We start from the raw sequence: 16,037 nt of genomic DNA on the forward strand, positions 1-16,037 counted from the left end.
TTGCCGTTATCACCATATACGTGGTCATTGTCCTGTTGGCCGTCGAGAAAATCGTTGCCATCGCCGCCGCGCAGGGTGTCGTTGCCTGTCCAGCCATAGAGTTTGTCATCCCCGGCGAGGCCATGCATGTCGTCGTGACCCCATTGGCCGTAAAGTTCATCATTGCCATTGCCGCCATTGAGGTGGTCATCGCCATGCCCACCGATGAGCAAATCATCGCCGTCTTCACCCCAAAGACCATCGTTGCCGTTGCCGCCTTCTAAGCGATCGTTACCCCATCGACCATAGAGTTTGTCGTCATGTTCGCCGCCATCGAGATGATCGTTGCCATGGCCACCATCCAATGTGTCGTTGCCATCTTCGCCATAGAGGGCATCGTTATCGTTTCCGCCATTGAGGTAATCGTTGCCTGTGCCGCCAAGCAAGACATCATGGCCGTTATCCCCGAAAAGGGAATCGTGATCTTGCTGGCCCTCGAGGCGGTCATTGCCGTCGCCACCGCGCAGGATGTCGTTGCCAGTCCAGCCATAGAGTTTGTCATCCCCGGCGAGGCCATGCATGTCATCATTGCCCCATTCGCCGTGGAGTGCATCATTGCCATTGCCGCCATTGAGGTGGTCATCGCCGTGCCCACCGACGAGGACATCATCGCCGTCTTCACCCCAAAGGCCATCGTTACCATTGCCGCCCTCAAGACGGTCATTGCCCCATTGGCCATAGAGTTTGTCGTTGTCGTTGCCGCCATCGAGATGATCGTTGCCATAGCCGCCGACTAGGGTGTCGTTGCCGTTATCACCATATACGTGGTCATTGTCCTGTTGGCCGTCGAGAAAATCGTTGCCATCGCCGCCGCGCAGGGTGTCGTTGCCTGTCCAGCCATAGAGTTTGTCATCCCCGGCGAGGCCATGCATGTCGTCGTGACCCCATTGGCCGTAAAGTTCATCATTGCCATTGCCGCCATTGAGGTGGTCATCGCCATGCCCACCGATGAGCAAATCATCGCCGTCTCCACCCCAAAGGCCATCGTTGCCGTTGCCGCCTTCAAGACGGTCATTGCCCCCTTGGCCGTAGAGGTTATCGTTGTCGTTACCGCCATCGAGATGGTCATTGCCGTTTCCGCCAACGAGTACATCATTCCCGTCTTCACCGAAAAGAGCATCGTTGCCGTTCCCGCCGGATAAGCCGTCATTGCCGATACCGCCCTTGAGCGTGTCATTGTCATCGCCGCCGTCTAAGCTGTCATTACCGTGCCCCCCGGTGAGGGTATCGTCACCCGCTTCACCATAGAGTTTGTCGTCATGGTTGCCGCCGTCGAGGAGATCGTTACCTGCGCCGCCTTTGAGGGTGTCGTTTCCGTCTTCGCCGAAAAGTTCGTCGTTGTCGTTGCCGCCGTCTAAGTGGTCATTGCCAGTGCCGCCCATAAGTATGTCATTGCCATCACCACCATATATCTTGTCGTGACCGTCTTGACCATAGAGTCTGTCGTTGTCGCCACCGCCGTGAAGCTCATCGTCGCCAGCGCCACCAATAAGAACATCGTTTCCAGCGTGACCAAATAGGCGGTCATTGTGGTTTCCACCATCTAAGTGGTCGTTACCTGCACCGCCAGCAAGTGTGTCATTACCCTCTTGGCCGTAAAGCACATCGTTGTCGTCACCGCCATCTAAATAATCATGTCCGTCGCCACCTTCTAAATGGTCGGCGCCTGAGTCGCCATGGAGGTAGTCGTCACCAGTGCCCCCATAGAGCTGGTCATTGTCACGGCCACCGTGTAGCGTGTCGTTACCGCTTTCTCCGTAGAGTTTGTCGCTGCCGTCTTCACCATAAGCAGTATCATTACCTTCTCCTGCATAAATCAGGTCGTTGCCACCAACCACGGCATCGGCTTGAGAAAGGGTGATATCTTCTCTGTTGAAGTTATTGCGATTTTTTTCATTAACTTGAGAGCCTGTATCGCCAAAGATTACGTCATCGCCGACTCCTCCTTCCAACGTATCATTGCCGGCATCGCCGTACAGGGTGTCATCTCCGGATTCTCCTTTGAGGTTATCATCGCCGCTGCCACCGATGAGCGTGTCATCGTGGTTTCCGCCAGCGACTGTGTCATTGCCATTGCCGCCATTAAGCGTGTCGTCGCCATCACCACCAATGAGATTGTCGTCACCATCCTCGCCATGCAGGATGTCGTTACCTGCATCACCACTGAGCGAGTCATTTCCATCGCCCCCACGAAGTGAGTCGTTGCCATTTCCACCATCAATGTTGTCATGGCCTTCTCCACCCCAGAGAATGTCGTTTCCGTCGCCACCTTTGAGCGTATCATTTCCTTGTTCGCCGAACAGTTTGTCATCGCCTTCACCGCCATTGATAATGTCGGTGCCATTCCCACCCCATAGAGTATCGTTACCTCTATCCCCATTGAGGGTGTCGTTACCTTCTTGTCCAAAGATGACGTCGTTGCCCTGACCGCCATGTGCGAGGTCATCATCATCTCCAGCCCTGATCATGTCATTGCCATCTTCACCGTATAAAACATCGGTACCTGATCCGCCATAAAGCTTATCGTTGCCAGTTCCACCATATAGGAAATCGTTGCCACTATTTCCCTCTACACGGTCATCACCAGATCCGCCAAATAACTTGTCGTCTCTAAATCCACCTTTAACCCAATCATTACCAGCATCACCATGAACTTCGTCTGTATCTTCACCACCAATAACAGTGTCGTCTCCGTCGCCACCATATATATAATCGTTACCAGCATCACCTCGTATGAAATCGTTTCCGCCGTTACCGTAGATTATATCTGCGTCATTGGTTCCTATGATGATGTCGTCAGATTCGGTTCCATTAATAATGTTGGTCATGAGTCGCTCCCTCGATCTACGTATGATTGTTTTTCAGTGATAGTTAATGTCATTCTCTTGTTTGAATGAATGGACGAAAAAGTCTGTCACTGGAAAGTAGCAAAGGAGTTTCTAAGATTCTTAATAGTGAGTGTCTTATTTTTGATATTATCTTGTGTGTTGATTAGTGCGTATTTATATTGGCATGATAAAAGTATTAGGTCTGCTAGGTGTTATGTAGCTAGTGCATTCTTGTGTCTATAATTTAAAATATGAAATTTTCAGTTTAACATAATGATTTGTATGAATTTATTTAATTAGATTTAATTTGGTTATTTTGTTTTCTGTTTTTTTGCGAGTAAATTCAACAATGTTTTTTATTTCATGATTAGAAACTCATTATTTTTCTGGGGTTGTTATTGGCTTGAATGTAATTATAGTCAGGTTTGTATTTTTCTAGGCTAGAAACTCAGACTTTTAGTAAGAGTATCTAATTTTAAAAATTTGCATGTGTAGAGAGTTAAAGTCTATGACTATAGAGTCTGGTGACTCTGGAACCCTTTAAATTTAACGGTTCCATTACTAATTCTATAATTTTCACTAAAGTGTAATCGCGAAGGTTTCTAATTTTAGAGAATTAGAATTAGTTAATATTAAGATTTTTTGATGTGAGTGGCTAGTGTGAATTTATTATTTGTCATTGATTTATTGTGTATACACATAATATTGCAAGGAAATTTTAAATCTAAACTATTTAAATGATTAGGTCGTATAATCTGTGTGTTAGTAATCTCCGCTATAGAATACATGTTATGGCAAGGAAAAAATCGTACAGGCTATAATGGAAAGAAGGGTGCAGGATAGATAACAGAGGATAGATGATGGATGCATCTAAAAAATGGTTTAATAAATCGAAAGTTAACAGGATCGCTCATCTTAACGGAATAAAGGCGTTTGAAGCGGCAGCCCGGCACAATAGTTTCGCGGGTGCGGCACAAGAACTTAACGTTACCCCCGCAGCAGTGGGCCAGCAAGTTAGGCAGTTAGAAGACTGGCTGGATGTAAGATTATTCACTAGAGCTACGTCAGGCACATCACGTTTAACGTTGACGGATGAGGGGGTAAGAGCTTTCCCCGATATTCATCGTGGTTTCGATTTGATTGTGCGAGGTTTAAACCACCTTTTTGATCAACCCAAAGAAGATGTGATCACTGTGTCAGCGAGTCCTTCCGTCGCGTCTAAATGGCTACTAAGTAGAGTCAACCAATATCAGATGCGGCATGACGATATCGATATTTTGGTGGAAACAAACGTGTCGGTCGTGGATTACGCCGAGAATGGCATTGATGTTGGCATACGATATGGACTCGGACAATGGGAAGGTGTGTGCGCGCAGCACTTAATGTTTGAAGACATTTTTCCAGTGTGTTCACCAGCGTTTGCTAAACAATATGGCCTCGATGAAGTACCACCTCATTTATTGCGCGATATTCCTTTACTTCATGACCATTCGGTACCCGCAAGCTGCGGTTATCCATCTTGGCAAGAGTGGTCAGATCGTGTCGATGTTGCTGTTTCCGCCAAATTGCACGGTTTAAAAATCAATGACTTCGCAAGCGTGATGGAACTCGCGCGCAGAGGGAACGGTCTTGCTTTGGCGAGAAGTCGATTGATCGAAGATGAGCTTAAAACTGGGGAGTTAATTTGCCCTTTTGATGTCAACAAATACAAATATCGCTCCCGTTTTTGTTATTTTATCGTCTGGAAGCTCAATGAAGAGCAGAGTGATATGAGTGAACACATTGATAGTTTTAGGAACTGGTTGCTTTCTACCGTTTGAATTTATCAGTCCCAAATGTTGTGTTCAAAAAGGGACTCATGGATCGTGAGTCCCTTTTTGTGTATTAACGTTTGGCTGGCAAGAGGTAGGTGAGGTTAAACGGAATGGCGACATTCAACAGCTTTGGCTCTTTCAGCAACTGGTCTCTTCGGTCTCGCATAAAGATGTACTCACTCAGAGAGGTATTTTGGCTAAGCATTACGTTCCTGCGCTTTTGCGATTCCAGTTTCACACACGATGTCGGTGCCGCTCCTAATGGTGGGTAGTCATGGCAAAGATAAACGTTTGTTTCTCTAGGTAGCTGGTAAAGCTTCTTAATAGAGTGGAACAATTCTGTTGCACTAGCGCCTGGAAAGTCAGCCCTTGATGTACCTTTGTCTGGCGCAAAGAGAGTGTCACCGACAAAGACATGGTCATCGATTTTATACGTGATACAAGCGGGGGTATGCCCCGGTGTTTCGATGACTTCAATGAACTTTGAACCAAATTGAATCCGAGAATGGCTATCGACAAAAAAATCGAAGCTCGCAAGGCTTTTCAGGTTCAGTTTGGCTTTCCACTGATTGAAGACCTCTTTTATCTTCGCGCTTATCACTGATTTGGCGCCCGTGATGTCTTTGACATACTGGGATGCTGAGAGATGATCGGCGTGAATGTGCGTTTCTAATACTAGACGTAAATCAAGACCTTTTTGGACAATATACTCCAACACTGAATCTACGTGGTTGTAAGAGATTTCGCCGTCTTTGTAGTCGAGAACTGGGTCCACAATGAGTGCATACCCACTGTCAGATACAACATAAGTGAGTGAGCCAGTCTCCATATGGAAAAATGGTTGTACTTTCATGGTCTCACGCCTCTGTTAATTTGCTGAAAAACAGTCTCTTTGAGACATGGTTTCTCGCCATGCGATGAGGTTTGTTAATTCACTCGGAATCTGAAGGCCAGCAAATTCGGCAAATGCTAATCCATAAAATAGGGTGATATCTGCCATTGAAAAGGCATTAGCAGCAACGTAAAGGTTGTTTTCCAACAGGGTGTTGAAGTACGCAAACCCGGCAACCGCGCGTTGCTTCTGGTGGTTGCCCCATTCTGTACATTGATAGGTTTCCAGCTTTGGCCCCAATCCGTCGGTTGCGTGGTGGAAGTAAGTGCCAACCGCATCCATCACCATCGACTCCGCTCTGCGTTGCATCATGTGGATTATTCCCCGCTCTAACGGTGTTGTCCCCGTGAGCGATGGACCATCAAAAAGCGCATCAATATATTCAGTAATGGCGGTAGATTCAGAAATGTATTCACCTTCTAAGGTGCGAAGTACGGGCACAGTTCCTGTCGGGTTCTTGGCATAGAATTGGTCAGTTCTGTGTTCTAGATTCATGACATCAACTTCGACAAACGTGACTTGATTCAGTGCATTTTTCTCGGCCAATGCGGCACGAATGCGAGCAGGGTTAGGGAAGCCTGTGGTTTCATAAATGGTAATGGTATTTTGTGAGGACATGACGATTCCTTATCCGAGTCTTCTCGGTCGTTATATTGTTTAATCCGTTGAGTTTTTAGGAGGCTAGACGCGTACTTCGCCAGCCCCGATTTTTTGATAAACCAGGGCGCCCAATGTGGTGGAGAGCGTCAATGTCGTACCCGCTGGAAAACGCATCCAAGAGTGATGCTCGTAGACACTATCGTTGACCGTAACCGTACCTGACAGTACGAAGAATTCGGTCACGTCATTGTTCGTAAAGACGTTCGATGTATAGCCAGATTTGAACTGATTTAACGTCGTGTTTTCGATGTCTGATTGCCATAGTTGCAGTTGAATATGCTTATCTTCGATGGTGTTCCAATCCGCCTCATGGGTATTGAGGTAGAAATAATCAGGTTCGTCGGAAGGCACTTGGGACAGTTTGACGAAAATTTCACAACCTTCTTTAGTAAACGGCGCATGGGTTGAGCCAACGGGGTTACGCACATACCAGCCTTTTGTGAAATCGCCGTTGTGATCGGAGAACGTACCGTCAAGAACAAGATACTCTTCACCGCCTGGGTGGCTGTGAGGTTTAAAAGAGCTACCTTTTGCGTAACGAACACATGAAGTTGCTCGTCTTGCAATTTCGTCGCCACGGCGCTCAAACATCATGCGCTTCACGCCAACCATTGGCGTATCAGAAAACGGTAATGATCCGCCTGACACGGTGATTGGAACAGACAGATCGACATTCCATTCGATGTATTCTTGGCTGGCTGTTTTGGTGTCTGTTGTTGTCATCTCGCAACTCCTTGTTTTTGATTTGTGGTTAGTCTAAGGAGAGTAAATTCTGAGCACGAGGCACAAAAATTATTAGGGCGAGATAGTTTTGGTATGTCGGTAGGCGTTGAGGGGTTTAATCTATTGTATTTAAAAGAAGTTGGTTTTCTTATGGCGGTTTGGCCAGTGTCTTTCAAGCAATAAAAAACCCGCTTATTAGCGGGTTTTAAACATCAAAAACGTGATGTTTTTGATTTTAAAGCGTGGTTATTGAGGGGGGCGAGGGTTTATTCAACCAACTCTTTCGCCGTTTCAACCACGTTTTCAACAGTGAAACCGAACATCTTGAACAGTTCGCCTGCTGGTGCAGATTCACCGAAGGTGTGCATACCGATGATACGGCCGTCGAAACCTACGTACTTGTACCAAAAATCAGCAATACCGGCTTCAATCGCAACACGTGCTGTCACGTCTGAAGGCAATACAGATTCGCGGTACGCCGCATCTTGTTTGTCGAACACGTCAGTTGCTGGCATAGAAACAACGCGTACCTGAATGCCATCAGCAGTCAGTTGGGTTGCCGCTTCAACCGCCAATTCCACTTCAGAACCCGTTGCGATAAGGATCAGCTCTGGTTGACCAATGCTGTCTTTTAGGATGTAACCACCCTTTGCAATGTTCGCTACTTGCTCTGCATCACGCGCTTGTTGTGCCAAGTTCTGACGAGAGAAGATCAGCGAGGTTGGCCCGTCTTTACGCTCGATAGCCAGTTTCCATGCAACCGCAGACTCTACTTGGTCACACGGACGCCATGTGCTCATGTTTGGCGTTAGGCGCAGTGAAGAGATTTGTTCAACAGGTTGGTGTGTTGGACCATCTTCACCCAGACCGATTGAGTCATGAGTGTACACTTGGATGTTCTGAATTTTCATCAGTGCAGCCATGCGCATTGCGTTACGTGCGTATTCCATGAACATCAGGAAAGTTGCACCGTATGGCACGAAACCGCCATGCAGCGCAATACCGTTGATGATCGCTGTCATTGCGAACTCACGCACACCGTAGTGGATGTAGTTGCCTGATGCGTCGTCAGCGGTGACCGCTTTCGAACCAGACCACATGGTCAGGTTTGAAGGCGCAAGGTCAGCAGAGCCACCCATGAATTCAGGAAGCATCGCACCAAACGCTTCTAGCGCGTTTTGAGACGCTTTACGTGATGCAATGTTTGCAGGGTTCGCTTGCAAGTCAGCGATGATTGCGTTTGCTTTCGCATCCCACTCAGCTGGCAAGTCGCCGTTTACGCGGCGTTTAAATTCAGCGGCAAGTTCTGGGTAAGCTGACTCATACGCAGCCAGTTTCTCGTTCCACGCAGCTTCCTTCGTTGTGCCTGCGTCTTTCGCAGACCACGCTGAATAGATGTCTTGCGGGATTTCAAACGGGCCATGTTCCCATCCTAGTTCTTGACGGGTTGCTGCGATTTCATCTGCGCCAAGTGGAGCGCCGTGACAATCGTGTGTGCCTGCTTTGTTTGGTGAACCGAAACCGATCACGGTTTTGGTACAAATCAGAGTAGGGCGGCCAGTTTCTGCTTTTGCTGCTTCGATTGCCGCGTTGATTGCGTCAGCATCGTGACCATCAACAGCAGGAATAACGTGCCAGCCGTAAGCTTCAAAACGCTTAGGTGTATCGTCAGTGAACCAGCCTTCAACGTGACCATCGATAGAAATACCGTTGTCATCCCAGAACGCAACCAGTTTGCCCAAGCCTAGCGTGCCTGCCAGAGAACATGCTTCGTGAGAGATACCTTCCATCAAACAGCCATCGCCCAAGAACACGTAAGTGTTGTGGTCAACGATGTCGTGGCCTTCACGGTTAAATTGCGCTGCCAGAGATTTCTCTGCCATTGCCATGCCCACTGCATTAGTGATGCCTTGGCCTAGCGGACCGGTTGTGGTCTCAACGCCTGGTGCATAACCGTACTCAGGGTGACCTGGGGTTTTTGAATGCAGTTGACGGAAGTTTTTCAGATCGTCGATAGACAGATCGTAACCGGTGAGGTGCAGCAGAGAGTAAATCAGCATTGAACCATGGCCGTTTGACAGTACGAAACGGTCGCGATCAGCCCACTCAGGGTTTTGTGGGTTGTGGTTCATGTGGTCACGCCACAGGACTTCGGCGATATCAGCCATGCCCATTGGGGCGCCTGGGTGACCAGAGTTTGCTTGTTGTACACCGTCCATGCTTAACGCACGGATCGCATTGGCAAGTGTTTTACGTTCCATCTTGGGCTTACCTTATTAAATGATAATCTGACCTGAGGGCAAGGATCTGTTGATCTTTGGTGGTTAAATTTTTGTTCTAGCTAAAAGCATTTTAGGCGAGGCGAGGTGTGTGCCGCCTAGTTATTCTAAGCAAATACGCCTCAACAAAGCATAAAATGCTTTTAGCAGAACCCTTCGGGCAGCGTTTGTGGCGACTTTCTCCTGCGTTATCGACTTCTCATGTAGGCCAGCTACACATCGAAGTCTCTTCCTTGTATAAAGTCGCCACAAACTGCTGCAAAAATCATCACCAAAGATCAACAGACCCTAGGATCATATAAGAAATAAGAGAGCGGCAATAGCCGCTCTTGAAAATGTGTTTTGCGAGTTTACAGTTTTTCGCGAATCATGACTTCAAGTTTGCCTTGGTCAACCGCGAAATTGCGAATGCCTTCGGCAAGTTTTTCAACAGCCATCGGATCCATATTGTGCTCCCAAAGGAACTCAGCGTGGGTCATCGGCGCTGGACGCTCTTTGATTTCCACATCGTCAGACAGCTTCTGCACAACGTCGCCTTGTTCTTCAGACAGAACTTGTAGCAAGTCAGGGCTGATAGTCAGGCGGTCACAGCCAGCCAGCTCCAAGATTTCGCCAATGTTACGGAAGCTAGCACCCATGACTACGGTGTTGTAGCCATGAGATTTGTAGTAATCGTAAATAGCAGAAACAGAAAGTACGCCTGGGTCTTCTGCTGCTTCGAAATCGCGGCCTTCTTTCGCTTTATACCAGTCCATGATGCGACCAACGAAAGGAGAGATAAGGTAAACACCGGCTTCAGCACATGCGCGAGCTTGTGCGAATGAGAACAACAGGGTCAGGTTACAGTTGATGCCTTCTTTTTCCAGCACTTCTGCTGCGCGGATACCTTCCCACGTTGATGCCAGCTTGATCAGGATGCGATCATTGCTGATACCTGCCTCGTTATACATGCTGATCAGTTTGCGTGCTTTCGCTACGCTGCCTTCGAAATCGTAAGACAAACGCGCATCAACTTCCGTTGAGATACGACCAGGGATAACGTTCAGGATTTCTTTGCCGATGTTCACGGCGAGACGGTCACCTGCATCAGCAAGTTGTTGGTCTGCGTCTTGGCTTTTCGATTTAGCGTAAGCAATCGCTTCTTCAATAAGAGGCGCATACTCAGGAATTTGGGCGGCTTTCAGGATCAATGAAGGGTTAGTAGTGGCATCTTGTGGTTGGTATTTCGCAATCGCATCAATATCACCAGTGTCCGCAACCACGGTTGTGAGCTTGCGTAATTGTTCGAGTTTCGTGCTCATCTTTTAAACCTTAAATGTAGAGTTTCACAATGACTGCTGTGGCAGCCTGCAAGCGCCCAGTGGCATTTCTAGCAGCCTGTTTGAATAGCACTCTTAGAGAGAGTCAGTAACAGGTTGAACAAATGCAACGTACCTGAGCAAATGATAGGGTTATGTTTGTGTTTTTGAGCGACAAAGTCAACGCTATCATTAGATAAATATCACGACGATCTCACTCATTTTACCCCTAATAACTAAATGTGTTGAAAAGGGGCTGGCAATTCCACCAATTTGAGCATGACCGTTAGGTGATTTGGGTATCACTCATTACTCATTGTCGACCATGTTAAGCAGTGCCATGGCACAGCTTGCACTGGTTGCTAGCACATCAATCGTCTCGGTTTTTAGTGCACCTAGAATCGACAATGCTTTTCGGCTTTCACTCGCCATGGCGATCACGTTAGGAATGCTGGTGAGGTCTTGCATTTCCAAACCGACGACGCGATCTCGCATTAGGGTGTTGGCGCGGCTTCCATCAAGTTTAAAGAAGTCGAATCCACCGATGTCTCCTACAATACCATCGTTGACTCTGGCTTCAACAAACTCACGCGCAGAGAAGCAACCCAGCTTCACCATATGACTGTTTTCATCCATGTCGCCGATACCAACCAGTGCAAACTCGGCTTTGCGTGCTTGGTTCAATGTTTCATTGATGTTCGGATGGTTGAGAAAAACATCGCGGATCTCAGGCGTATCAACATAGGCAGGGGCATAGAGGGTTTCACTGCTACCACCGAACTTCTTGGCTAGTCGACGACAGATGTGGTCTGCGTTGATGATGTCACCGCTACGATGGGTTCCGCCAATCGCGCAAACAAATCGGGCGTTACGGTGTGAAACAATGCCAGGCTGGTCAGCGACTGCCGCGACGTTTTGGCCTTGGCCTACGGCGACAACCATACCATCTTGCAAATTCCCATCGAGAAATGAAGACACCAAGGTGGCAACTTGCGTCCGTTGCTCTTGTACGCTGGGTTGGTCGAGGGCGATTAAGGCGCGCTTGAGATTGAATTTCTCCATCAAGCGTTGTTCGAGTTGTGCGCTATGGACAGGGTGAAATTTCACCGTTATTTCAACAATGCCTTCTTCACGAGCGCGTCGGAGCAGTCTGCTCACTTTGGCGCGACTAATACCAAATTTCTTGGATATCTCTTCTTGTGTCGTGTTTTGTTGGTAGTAAAGAATCGCAATTTCAGTGAGAAGGTTGGTGTCGTCGAGCAGACTTTCAAAGTTGCTACTCAATGTACGCGTGGTACTCATTGCTACGTCCCGCTCAAAATGATGTGGCGTTAGTCTACTGACTTTTTTAGGTATGAACAAATGTTTGAGTTACGAACATTTGTGCAGGCAAAAAAAGTACATAAATTATCGATAATTTGCGCATTGAGAGGCTTTCGTGTTTGAAAAATTGGTCATCCGTATCTAAATTGAGCATATACGATTCAAATCTTGCTGGCCCAGAACACATCACGCCTTTGCCAGTGAAGAAAGATAATTTGAACGCATCACGCTACTTTTTTATTTCGTCGCTTGTTAGTTGGGTTTTCTATGAAGGTTAGACTGAAGCCGTATATTCCTATATGGGTTGGTATTCTTATTGTTGATAGATTCATCCTCTCGCTACGTCGCTTTTGCAGGGTGTTCTCATGAGGTACCAGTCTCTCATACCTAATCGATCCCTCTGGCTGTCAGTGACGTTACTGATCGTGGCTTCCTTCATCATTGCAGGCATTCGTTTTGGTGGCTTGTTTCCTTCGCTTTCCTCTTTTGCGCCAAACATCAGTGTGAATTACGGGTATTTCGTTGATAGCACTAACAGCCACATTCTTGGCTATGTCAAAGAATCCGCGATTTTTAGAAACATTGATGACCCAAAGAATATTCCTTGGCAATTGGGGAACAAGTCGTATTGGGTCAAAATGGATTTGGAGAATATGGCTGCGGACCATCGCCATATGTCTTTGTATTTTGACACGCCAATGATCGACAGGCTCAATATCTACCAATACACACCCGATGGTGAAGAGATCAGACAATGGAACTTGGGTGACAGTGTTGATCTAGGCTATAGCCAAGGGAACATGCCGCCTTCAGTTCGTTTTACGCTTGATGCTTTTGAGCAGTCGACGATTTATTTGCACATCTATTCGACAGGTATTCCAGTGATGCCAATTTGGTTGATGGATGCTGAAGAGTTCAATGTACTCGCGCAATTGATCCATACCTTGTGGGGGGGATTCATTGCGATAATGATCTTAGTCGCGGTGTATAACCTTGCCGTTTACGTGTCATTGAAAGAGCGTGTGTACCTTGTATATGCCGGTTATGTATTAACGGCTATGGTTCAGTTAGGTGCTATCCACGGCTTTGGTATTTACTTATTCCCGCCGGTTCTCCAAACGTTTTTTAGCAATAATGTGGTTGCTCTAACCTTTGGGCTGTTTTTGCTATCTCTGCTATTTGCACATTTGTACTTGAGAGTGCACAAAGTGCAATCGCTGTTAAAGCAAATCGTTCACTACGGGATCATGGTGCTGCTTGGATTGATGCTGATGTCCTTTGCATTACCAGAACATATATCCGGAACGTTTTTGATCGCTGTTCAACCCGTGTTCTATGCGCTCATTGGTCTGCTGATTTGGCGACGCTGGAATGTGGGGGGGCGTTGGAGCGGCATGTTTATGTTTTCCTGGTTGCCTTTGATTATCGCTGGATTGTTTCCGCCTTTATTAGTCACAGGGGTGATTGAGTACACCTTACTGTCTCGCTACGCGTTCATGCTGGGTACTGTGCTTGCCGTTTTGTGCATGGCGCTTGCGCTTGCGGAACGTTTTCGCCATCAGCGAGAAGAGTCTGTCTACCAACTGACGCATGATGCGATTTCAGATATGCCCAATGCCAACGTGCTGCGTTTAGAAATCGAAAGCTTGATTGGCAAAAATGTGAACTTCAGCTTGTGCTGTTTCCAGATTGCTCGCTTTTCAAGCCTCGCTCCTTATATGTCAGACAAAGAAAAACGACACCTTGTCGGCGAGGTATGTTCGAGACTGGATATTGCATTGGATAGCGATGAGGTGCATGTGTTAGAGGTTGGCTATCGTCAGTCATATCGCATCGCGAGCATCAAGGAAGGCCAATTTGGTTTCATTGTGCTGTCTGCGGATGAGGAAAAAGTGCAGCTTCTGTTATCCAGTGTTCTTGATGAACTCGACAGCTATGTTGAATTGAACAATTTTGCGATTCGCATACAAGGTTCGATTGGAACGAGTCTCCATCCCAAAGATGGTAACCGCACAGATGTGCTGTTCAACAAGGCGCTTCAAGCGTTAACTGAAACCTCGTCGTCAAGCAAAAAAGTCAGCGCTTATGACTCACTGAATAACTTTAACCGCACCCTGAATATGTCTCTGGTGGCGGATTTAAGAAAAGCCATCGACAACGACGAGTTGCAGCTTTATCACCAACCTCAGATTGATTTAAGGACCGGTTCAATCCACGGTTCAGAAGTGTTGCTGCGTTGGGAACACCCAAAATTTGGGCAAGTATCACCTGAAGTGTTCGTTAAGCTCGCGGAAGAAGTGGGGATGATTAACGACTTGACCATGTGGGTGATTAAGCGTGCATTCTATCAACAAAGCAAGCTGGTCGAACTTGGCTTTGGTCGCCGTTTGTCTATTAATGTCAGTGCCTCAGATATCGCGATACCTAATCTTGTCGATAAAGTGGCAGATATTGCCCATCACTACAAAGTTCCCACAGGAACACTGTCACTTGAACTCACTGAATCGACCATGGTGTCTGACTACGATCGATTAAATGATGTGATCGAAGAACTGTCAAAGCACGATATTGAAGTCTCAATTGATGACTATGGGACGGGATATTCGTCGCTGACGTATCTTTCTCAGTTACCGTTTACTGAGCTAAAAATCGACCGTGGTTTTATTCAATCTTTGACAAGCAGCCCGCGTCAGCAAAACATTGTCCGAGCGACGACAGAAATGGCGAAATCATTAGGATTAATGGTCGTTGCCGAAGGTGTGGAAGACTTAGAAACTGCGGTCGTACTGAAGCGCTATGGCGTGGATATTGCCCAAGGCTATCACTATTCCCGTCCGTTGAGTTTCAGCCAATATCTGCTGTACCTCAAGCGAACGGTCAATCAAACCCCCATGCCGACCAAACGTTCTCGTCGTTTAGGCTCATAGCCGGAATCAGCGTTGAATCAGGATAAGCGCTTACTCTGCATAAGCGCTTAGTCAGGAAAATAGATAGCGCCAAGACGACATTGGCGGCTTGCCCCTGTCACCTCAGGGAGATTCCCCGGTTCGCCATTGAGCGCTTGTCTCGCAAGCCACGCAAACGCCAGCGCTTCCAGAGAATCCCCTTCAACGCCTTTCTTATCGGTTGGCATTACTTGCCAGCGAGGTAGGGCGTTTTGCAAAGCGCTCATCAATGCCGTGTTCTTTGCACCGCCACCGCATACGAGCAATTCTCCCGCATCGTCGTTGTTTAATTCATTCGCAATAGATTGCGCGGTTAATGCCAGCAATGTCGCTTGCACGTCTTCTGGTGATACTGCGTGAACGAATAGCGCCAATTGCTGCGTTAACCAACCTTGGTGAAAACGCTCACGCCCCGTGCTTTTCGGCGCTGAAAGCTCGAAGTACTCGTCTTCTAGCATTTGGGAGAGCAGGGCGGTGTTAACCGAACCTGTCGCTGCCCACGCGCCGTTTTTGTCGTAGGGTTGCTGCTGATGCTGAAGTATCCAGCTGTCCATCAGCATGTTCCCAGGGCCAGTGTCATAACCGCTCACTGGTGCATTTGGCGCAAGCACCGAAATATTGGCGATACCGCCAATGTTCAGCACCACACGTGTTTGGTGTGATTCGCCAAATAGATAGCGATGAAACGCAGGAACCAGCGGTGCACCTTGCCCGCCTAGCGCCATGTCTTTTCGGCGAAAATCTGCCACTGTCGTGATCCCAGTTAACGCTGCGATGAGGTTGGCATCGCCAAGTTGCATGGTGAAAGGCATAGGGCCATCAGGTTGATGAAAAACCGTTTGCCCGTGGCAACCAATGGCAGTGATGTCTTGGTGGCTACGTCCAGTTTCATTCAAAAAGCGATTCACAGCGCTCGCGTAGGTTTTACCCAGAAAATGGTCGATGGTGCCAATCTCTTGCAAGGTGACTGGCGCACCTTGGCTTAGCGCGATGAGCTTGGATTTCAGTTCTTCCGGAAAGGGATACATGGCTTGATGATGAAGCTGGGCGGAATGGTTCTCAAAGTCTGCAACAACCAGATCGATACCGTCCAAACTTGTGCCGGACATAATGCCAATATACATGCTCACGGATAAGCCTCTTTTTTCTTTTAGTTTGATAACTTAAGTCTCTCACAGTCCAAAGAAATTGGTGATCGAAATTGTGTTGAAGATGTGACTCGTCGTAGTATTCATC

Annotated in this window: 10 protein-coding genes; 2 read left to right on the forward strand and 8 right to left on the reverse strand. The window is 47.5% G+C overall.

Annotated features, from left to right (window positions below; all coding sequences use genetic code 11):
- Positions 1 to 2,867, reverse strand: a 2,867-nt coding sequence (locus Q365_RS26935) for a calcium-binding protein (protein ID WP_035025819.1), incomplete at its 3' end; no start/stop codon positions are given.
- 860 nt (positions 2,868 to 3,727) lie between these two features.
- Here Q365_RS26935 and Q365_RS0125080 point away from each other — a divergent pair.
- Positions 3,728 to 4,687 carry a LysR substrate-binding domain-containing protein gene (locus Q365_RS0125080; protein ID WP_245621620.1) on the forward strand — a complete coding sequence of 320 codons (960 nt, stop codon included), beginning with the start codon at positions 3,728 to 3,730 and terminating at the stop codon, positions 4,685 to 4,687.
- 64 nt (positions 4,688 to 4,751) lie between these two features.
- Here the strand turns inward: Q365_RS0125080 and Q365_RS0125085 are convergent, their stop codons facing one another.
- From Q365_RS0125085 to Q365_RS0125110, 6 genes are all read right to left on the reverse strand, one after another.
- Positions 4,752 to 5,534 carry an MBL fold metallo-hydrolase gene (locus Q365_RS0125085; protein WP_028025949.1) on the reverse strand — a complete coding sequence of 261 codons (783 nt, stop codon included), beginning with the start codon at positions 5,532 to 5,534 and terminating at the stop codon, positions 4,752 to 4,754.
- 15 nt (positions 5,535 to 5,549) lie between these two features.
- Complete coding sequence (locus Q365_RS0125090) at positions 5,550 to 6,191, reverse strand: glutathione S-transferase (protein WP_028025950.1); 642 nt, start codon at positions 6,189 to 6,191, stop codon at positions 5,550 to 5,552.
- 63 nt (positions 6,192 to 6,254) lie between these two features.
- Positions 6,255 to 6,956 carry a cupin domain-containing protein gene (locus Q365_RS0125095; protein WP_028025951.1) on the reverse strand — a complete coding sequence of 234 codons (702 nt, stop codon included), beginning with the start codon at positions 6,954 to 6,956 and terminating at the stop codon, positions 6,255 to 6,257.
- Between the two features lie 266 nt (positions 6,957 to 7,222).
- Entirely contained in the window at positions 7,223 to 9,217 is a 1,995-nt protein-coding gene (gene tkt, locus Q365_RS0125100; protein ID WP_028025952.1) for a transketolase, read from the reverse strand.
- Between the two features lie 368 nt (positions 9,218 to 9,585).
- Positions 9,586 to 10,536 (reverse strand): transaldolase, encoded by a 951-nt coding sequence (tal, locus tag Q365_RS0125105; RefSeq protein ID WP_028025953.1) that lies wholly within the window; start codon positions 10,534 to 10,536, stop codon positions 9,586 to 9,588.
- A 306-nt stretch (positions 10,537 to 10,842) separates the two neighbouring features.
- The gene (locus Q365_RS0125110; protein WP_028025954.1) at positions 10,843 to 11,835 is read right to left on the reverse strand and encodes a sugar-binding transcriptional regulator; all 993 of its coding nucleotides are present in this window, start codon (positions 11,833 to 11,835) and stop codon (positions 10,843 to 10,845) included.
- 386 nt (positions 11,836 to 12,221) lie between these two features.
- Here Q365_RS0125110 and Q365_RS0125115 point away from each other — a divergent pair, with 386 nt between their 5' ends.
- Complete coding sequence (locus Q365_RS0125115) at positions 12,222 to 14,783, forward strand: EAL domain-containing protein (RefSeq protein ID WP_028025955.1); 2,562 nt, start codon at positions 12,222 to 12,224, stop codon at positions 14,781 to 14,783.
- A gap of 47 nt (positions 14,784 to 14,830) precedes the next feature.
- On the opposite strand, the gene Q365_RS0125120 is transcribed toward Q365_RS0125115, so the two are convergent.
- On the reverse strand, positions 14,831 to 15,925 hold the full coding sequence (locus Q365_RS0125120) for an anhydro-N-acetylmuramic acid kinase (RefSeq protein WP_028025956.1): 1,095 nt from the start codon (positions 15,923 to 15,925) through the stop codon (positions 14,831 to 14,833).
- Between the last annotated feature and the right edge of the window lie 112 nt (positions 15,926 to 16,037).

The sequence above is a fragment of the Enterovibrio calviensis DSM 14347 genome, from assembly GCF_000621165.1.
In the GTDB taxonomy this organism is placed as follows: Bacteria; Pseudomonadota; Gammaproteobacteria; order Enterobacterales; family Vibrionaceae; genus Enterovibrio; species Enterovibrio calviensis.

What these genes read in the sequence shown, in the direction of transcription:
- Q365_RS0125080 (WP_245621620.1), top strand. Translation starts at nt 3,728, where the DNA reads ATGGATGCATCTAAAAAATGGTTTAATAAATCGAAAGTTAACAGGATC.
- Q365_RS0125085 (WP_028025949.1), bottom strand. Translation starts at nt 5,534, where the DNA reads ATGAAAGTACAACCATTTTTCCATATGGAGACTGGCTCACTCACTTAT.
- Q365_RS0125090 (WP_028025950.1), bottom strand. Translation starts at nt 6,191, where the DNA reads ATGTCCTCACAAAATACCATTACCATTTATGAAACCACAGGCTTCCCT.
- Q365_RS0125095 (WP_028025951.1), bottom strand. Translation starts at nt 6,956, where the DNA reads ATGACAACAACAGACACCAAAACAGCCAGCCAAGAATACATCGAATGG.
- tkt (WP_028025952.1), bottom strand. Translation starts at nt 9,217, where the DNA reads ATGGAACGTAAAACACTTGCCAATGCGATCCGTGCGTTAAGCATGGAC.
- tal (WP_028025953.1), bottom strand. Translation starts at nt 10,536, where the DNA reads ATGAGCACGAAACTCGAACAATTACGCAAGCTCACAACCGTGGTTGCG.
- Q365_RS0125110 (WP_028025954.1), bottom strand. Translation starts at nt 11,835, where the DNA reads ATGAGTACCACGCGTACATTGAGTAGCAACTTTGAAAGTCTGCTCGAC.
- Q365_RS0125115 (WP_028025955.1), top strand. Translation starts at nt 12,222, where the DNA reads ATGAGGTACCAGTCTCTCATACCTAATCGATCCCTCTGGCTGTCAGTG.
- Q365_RS0125120 (WP_028025956.1), bottom strand. Translation starts at nt 15,925, where the DNA reads ATGTATATTGGCATTATGTCCGGCACAAGTTTGGACGGTATCGATCTG.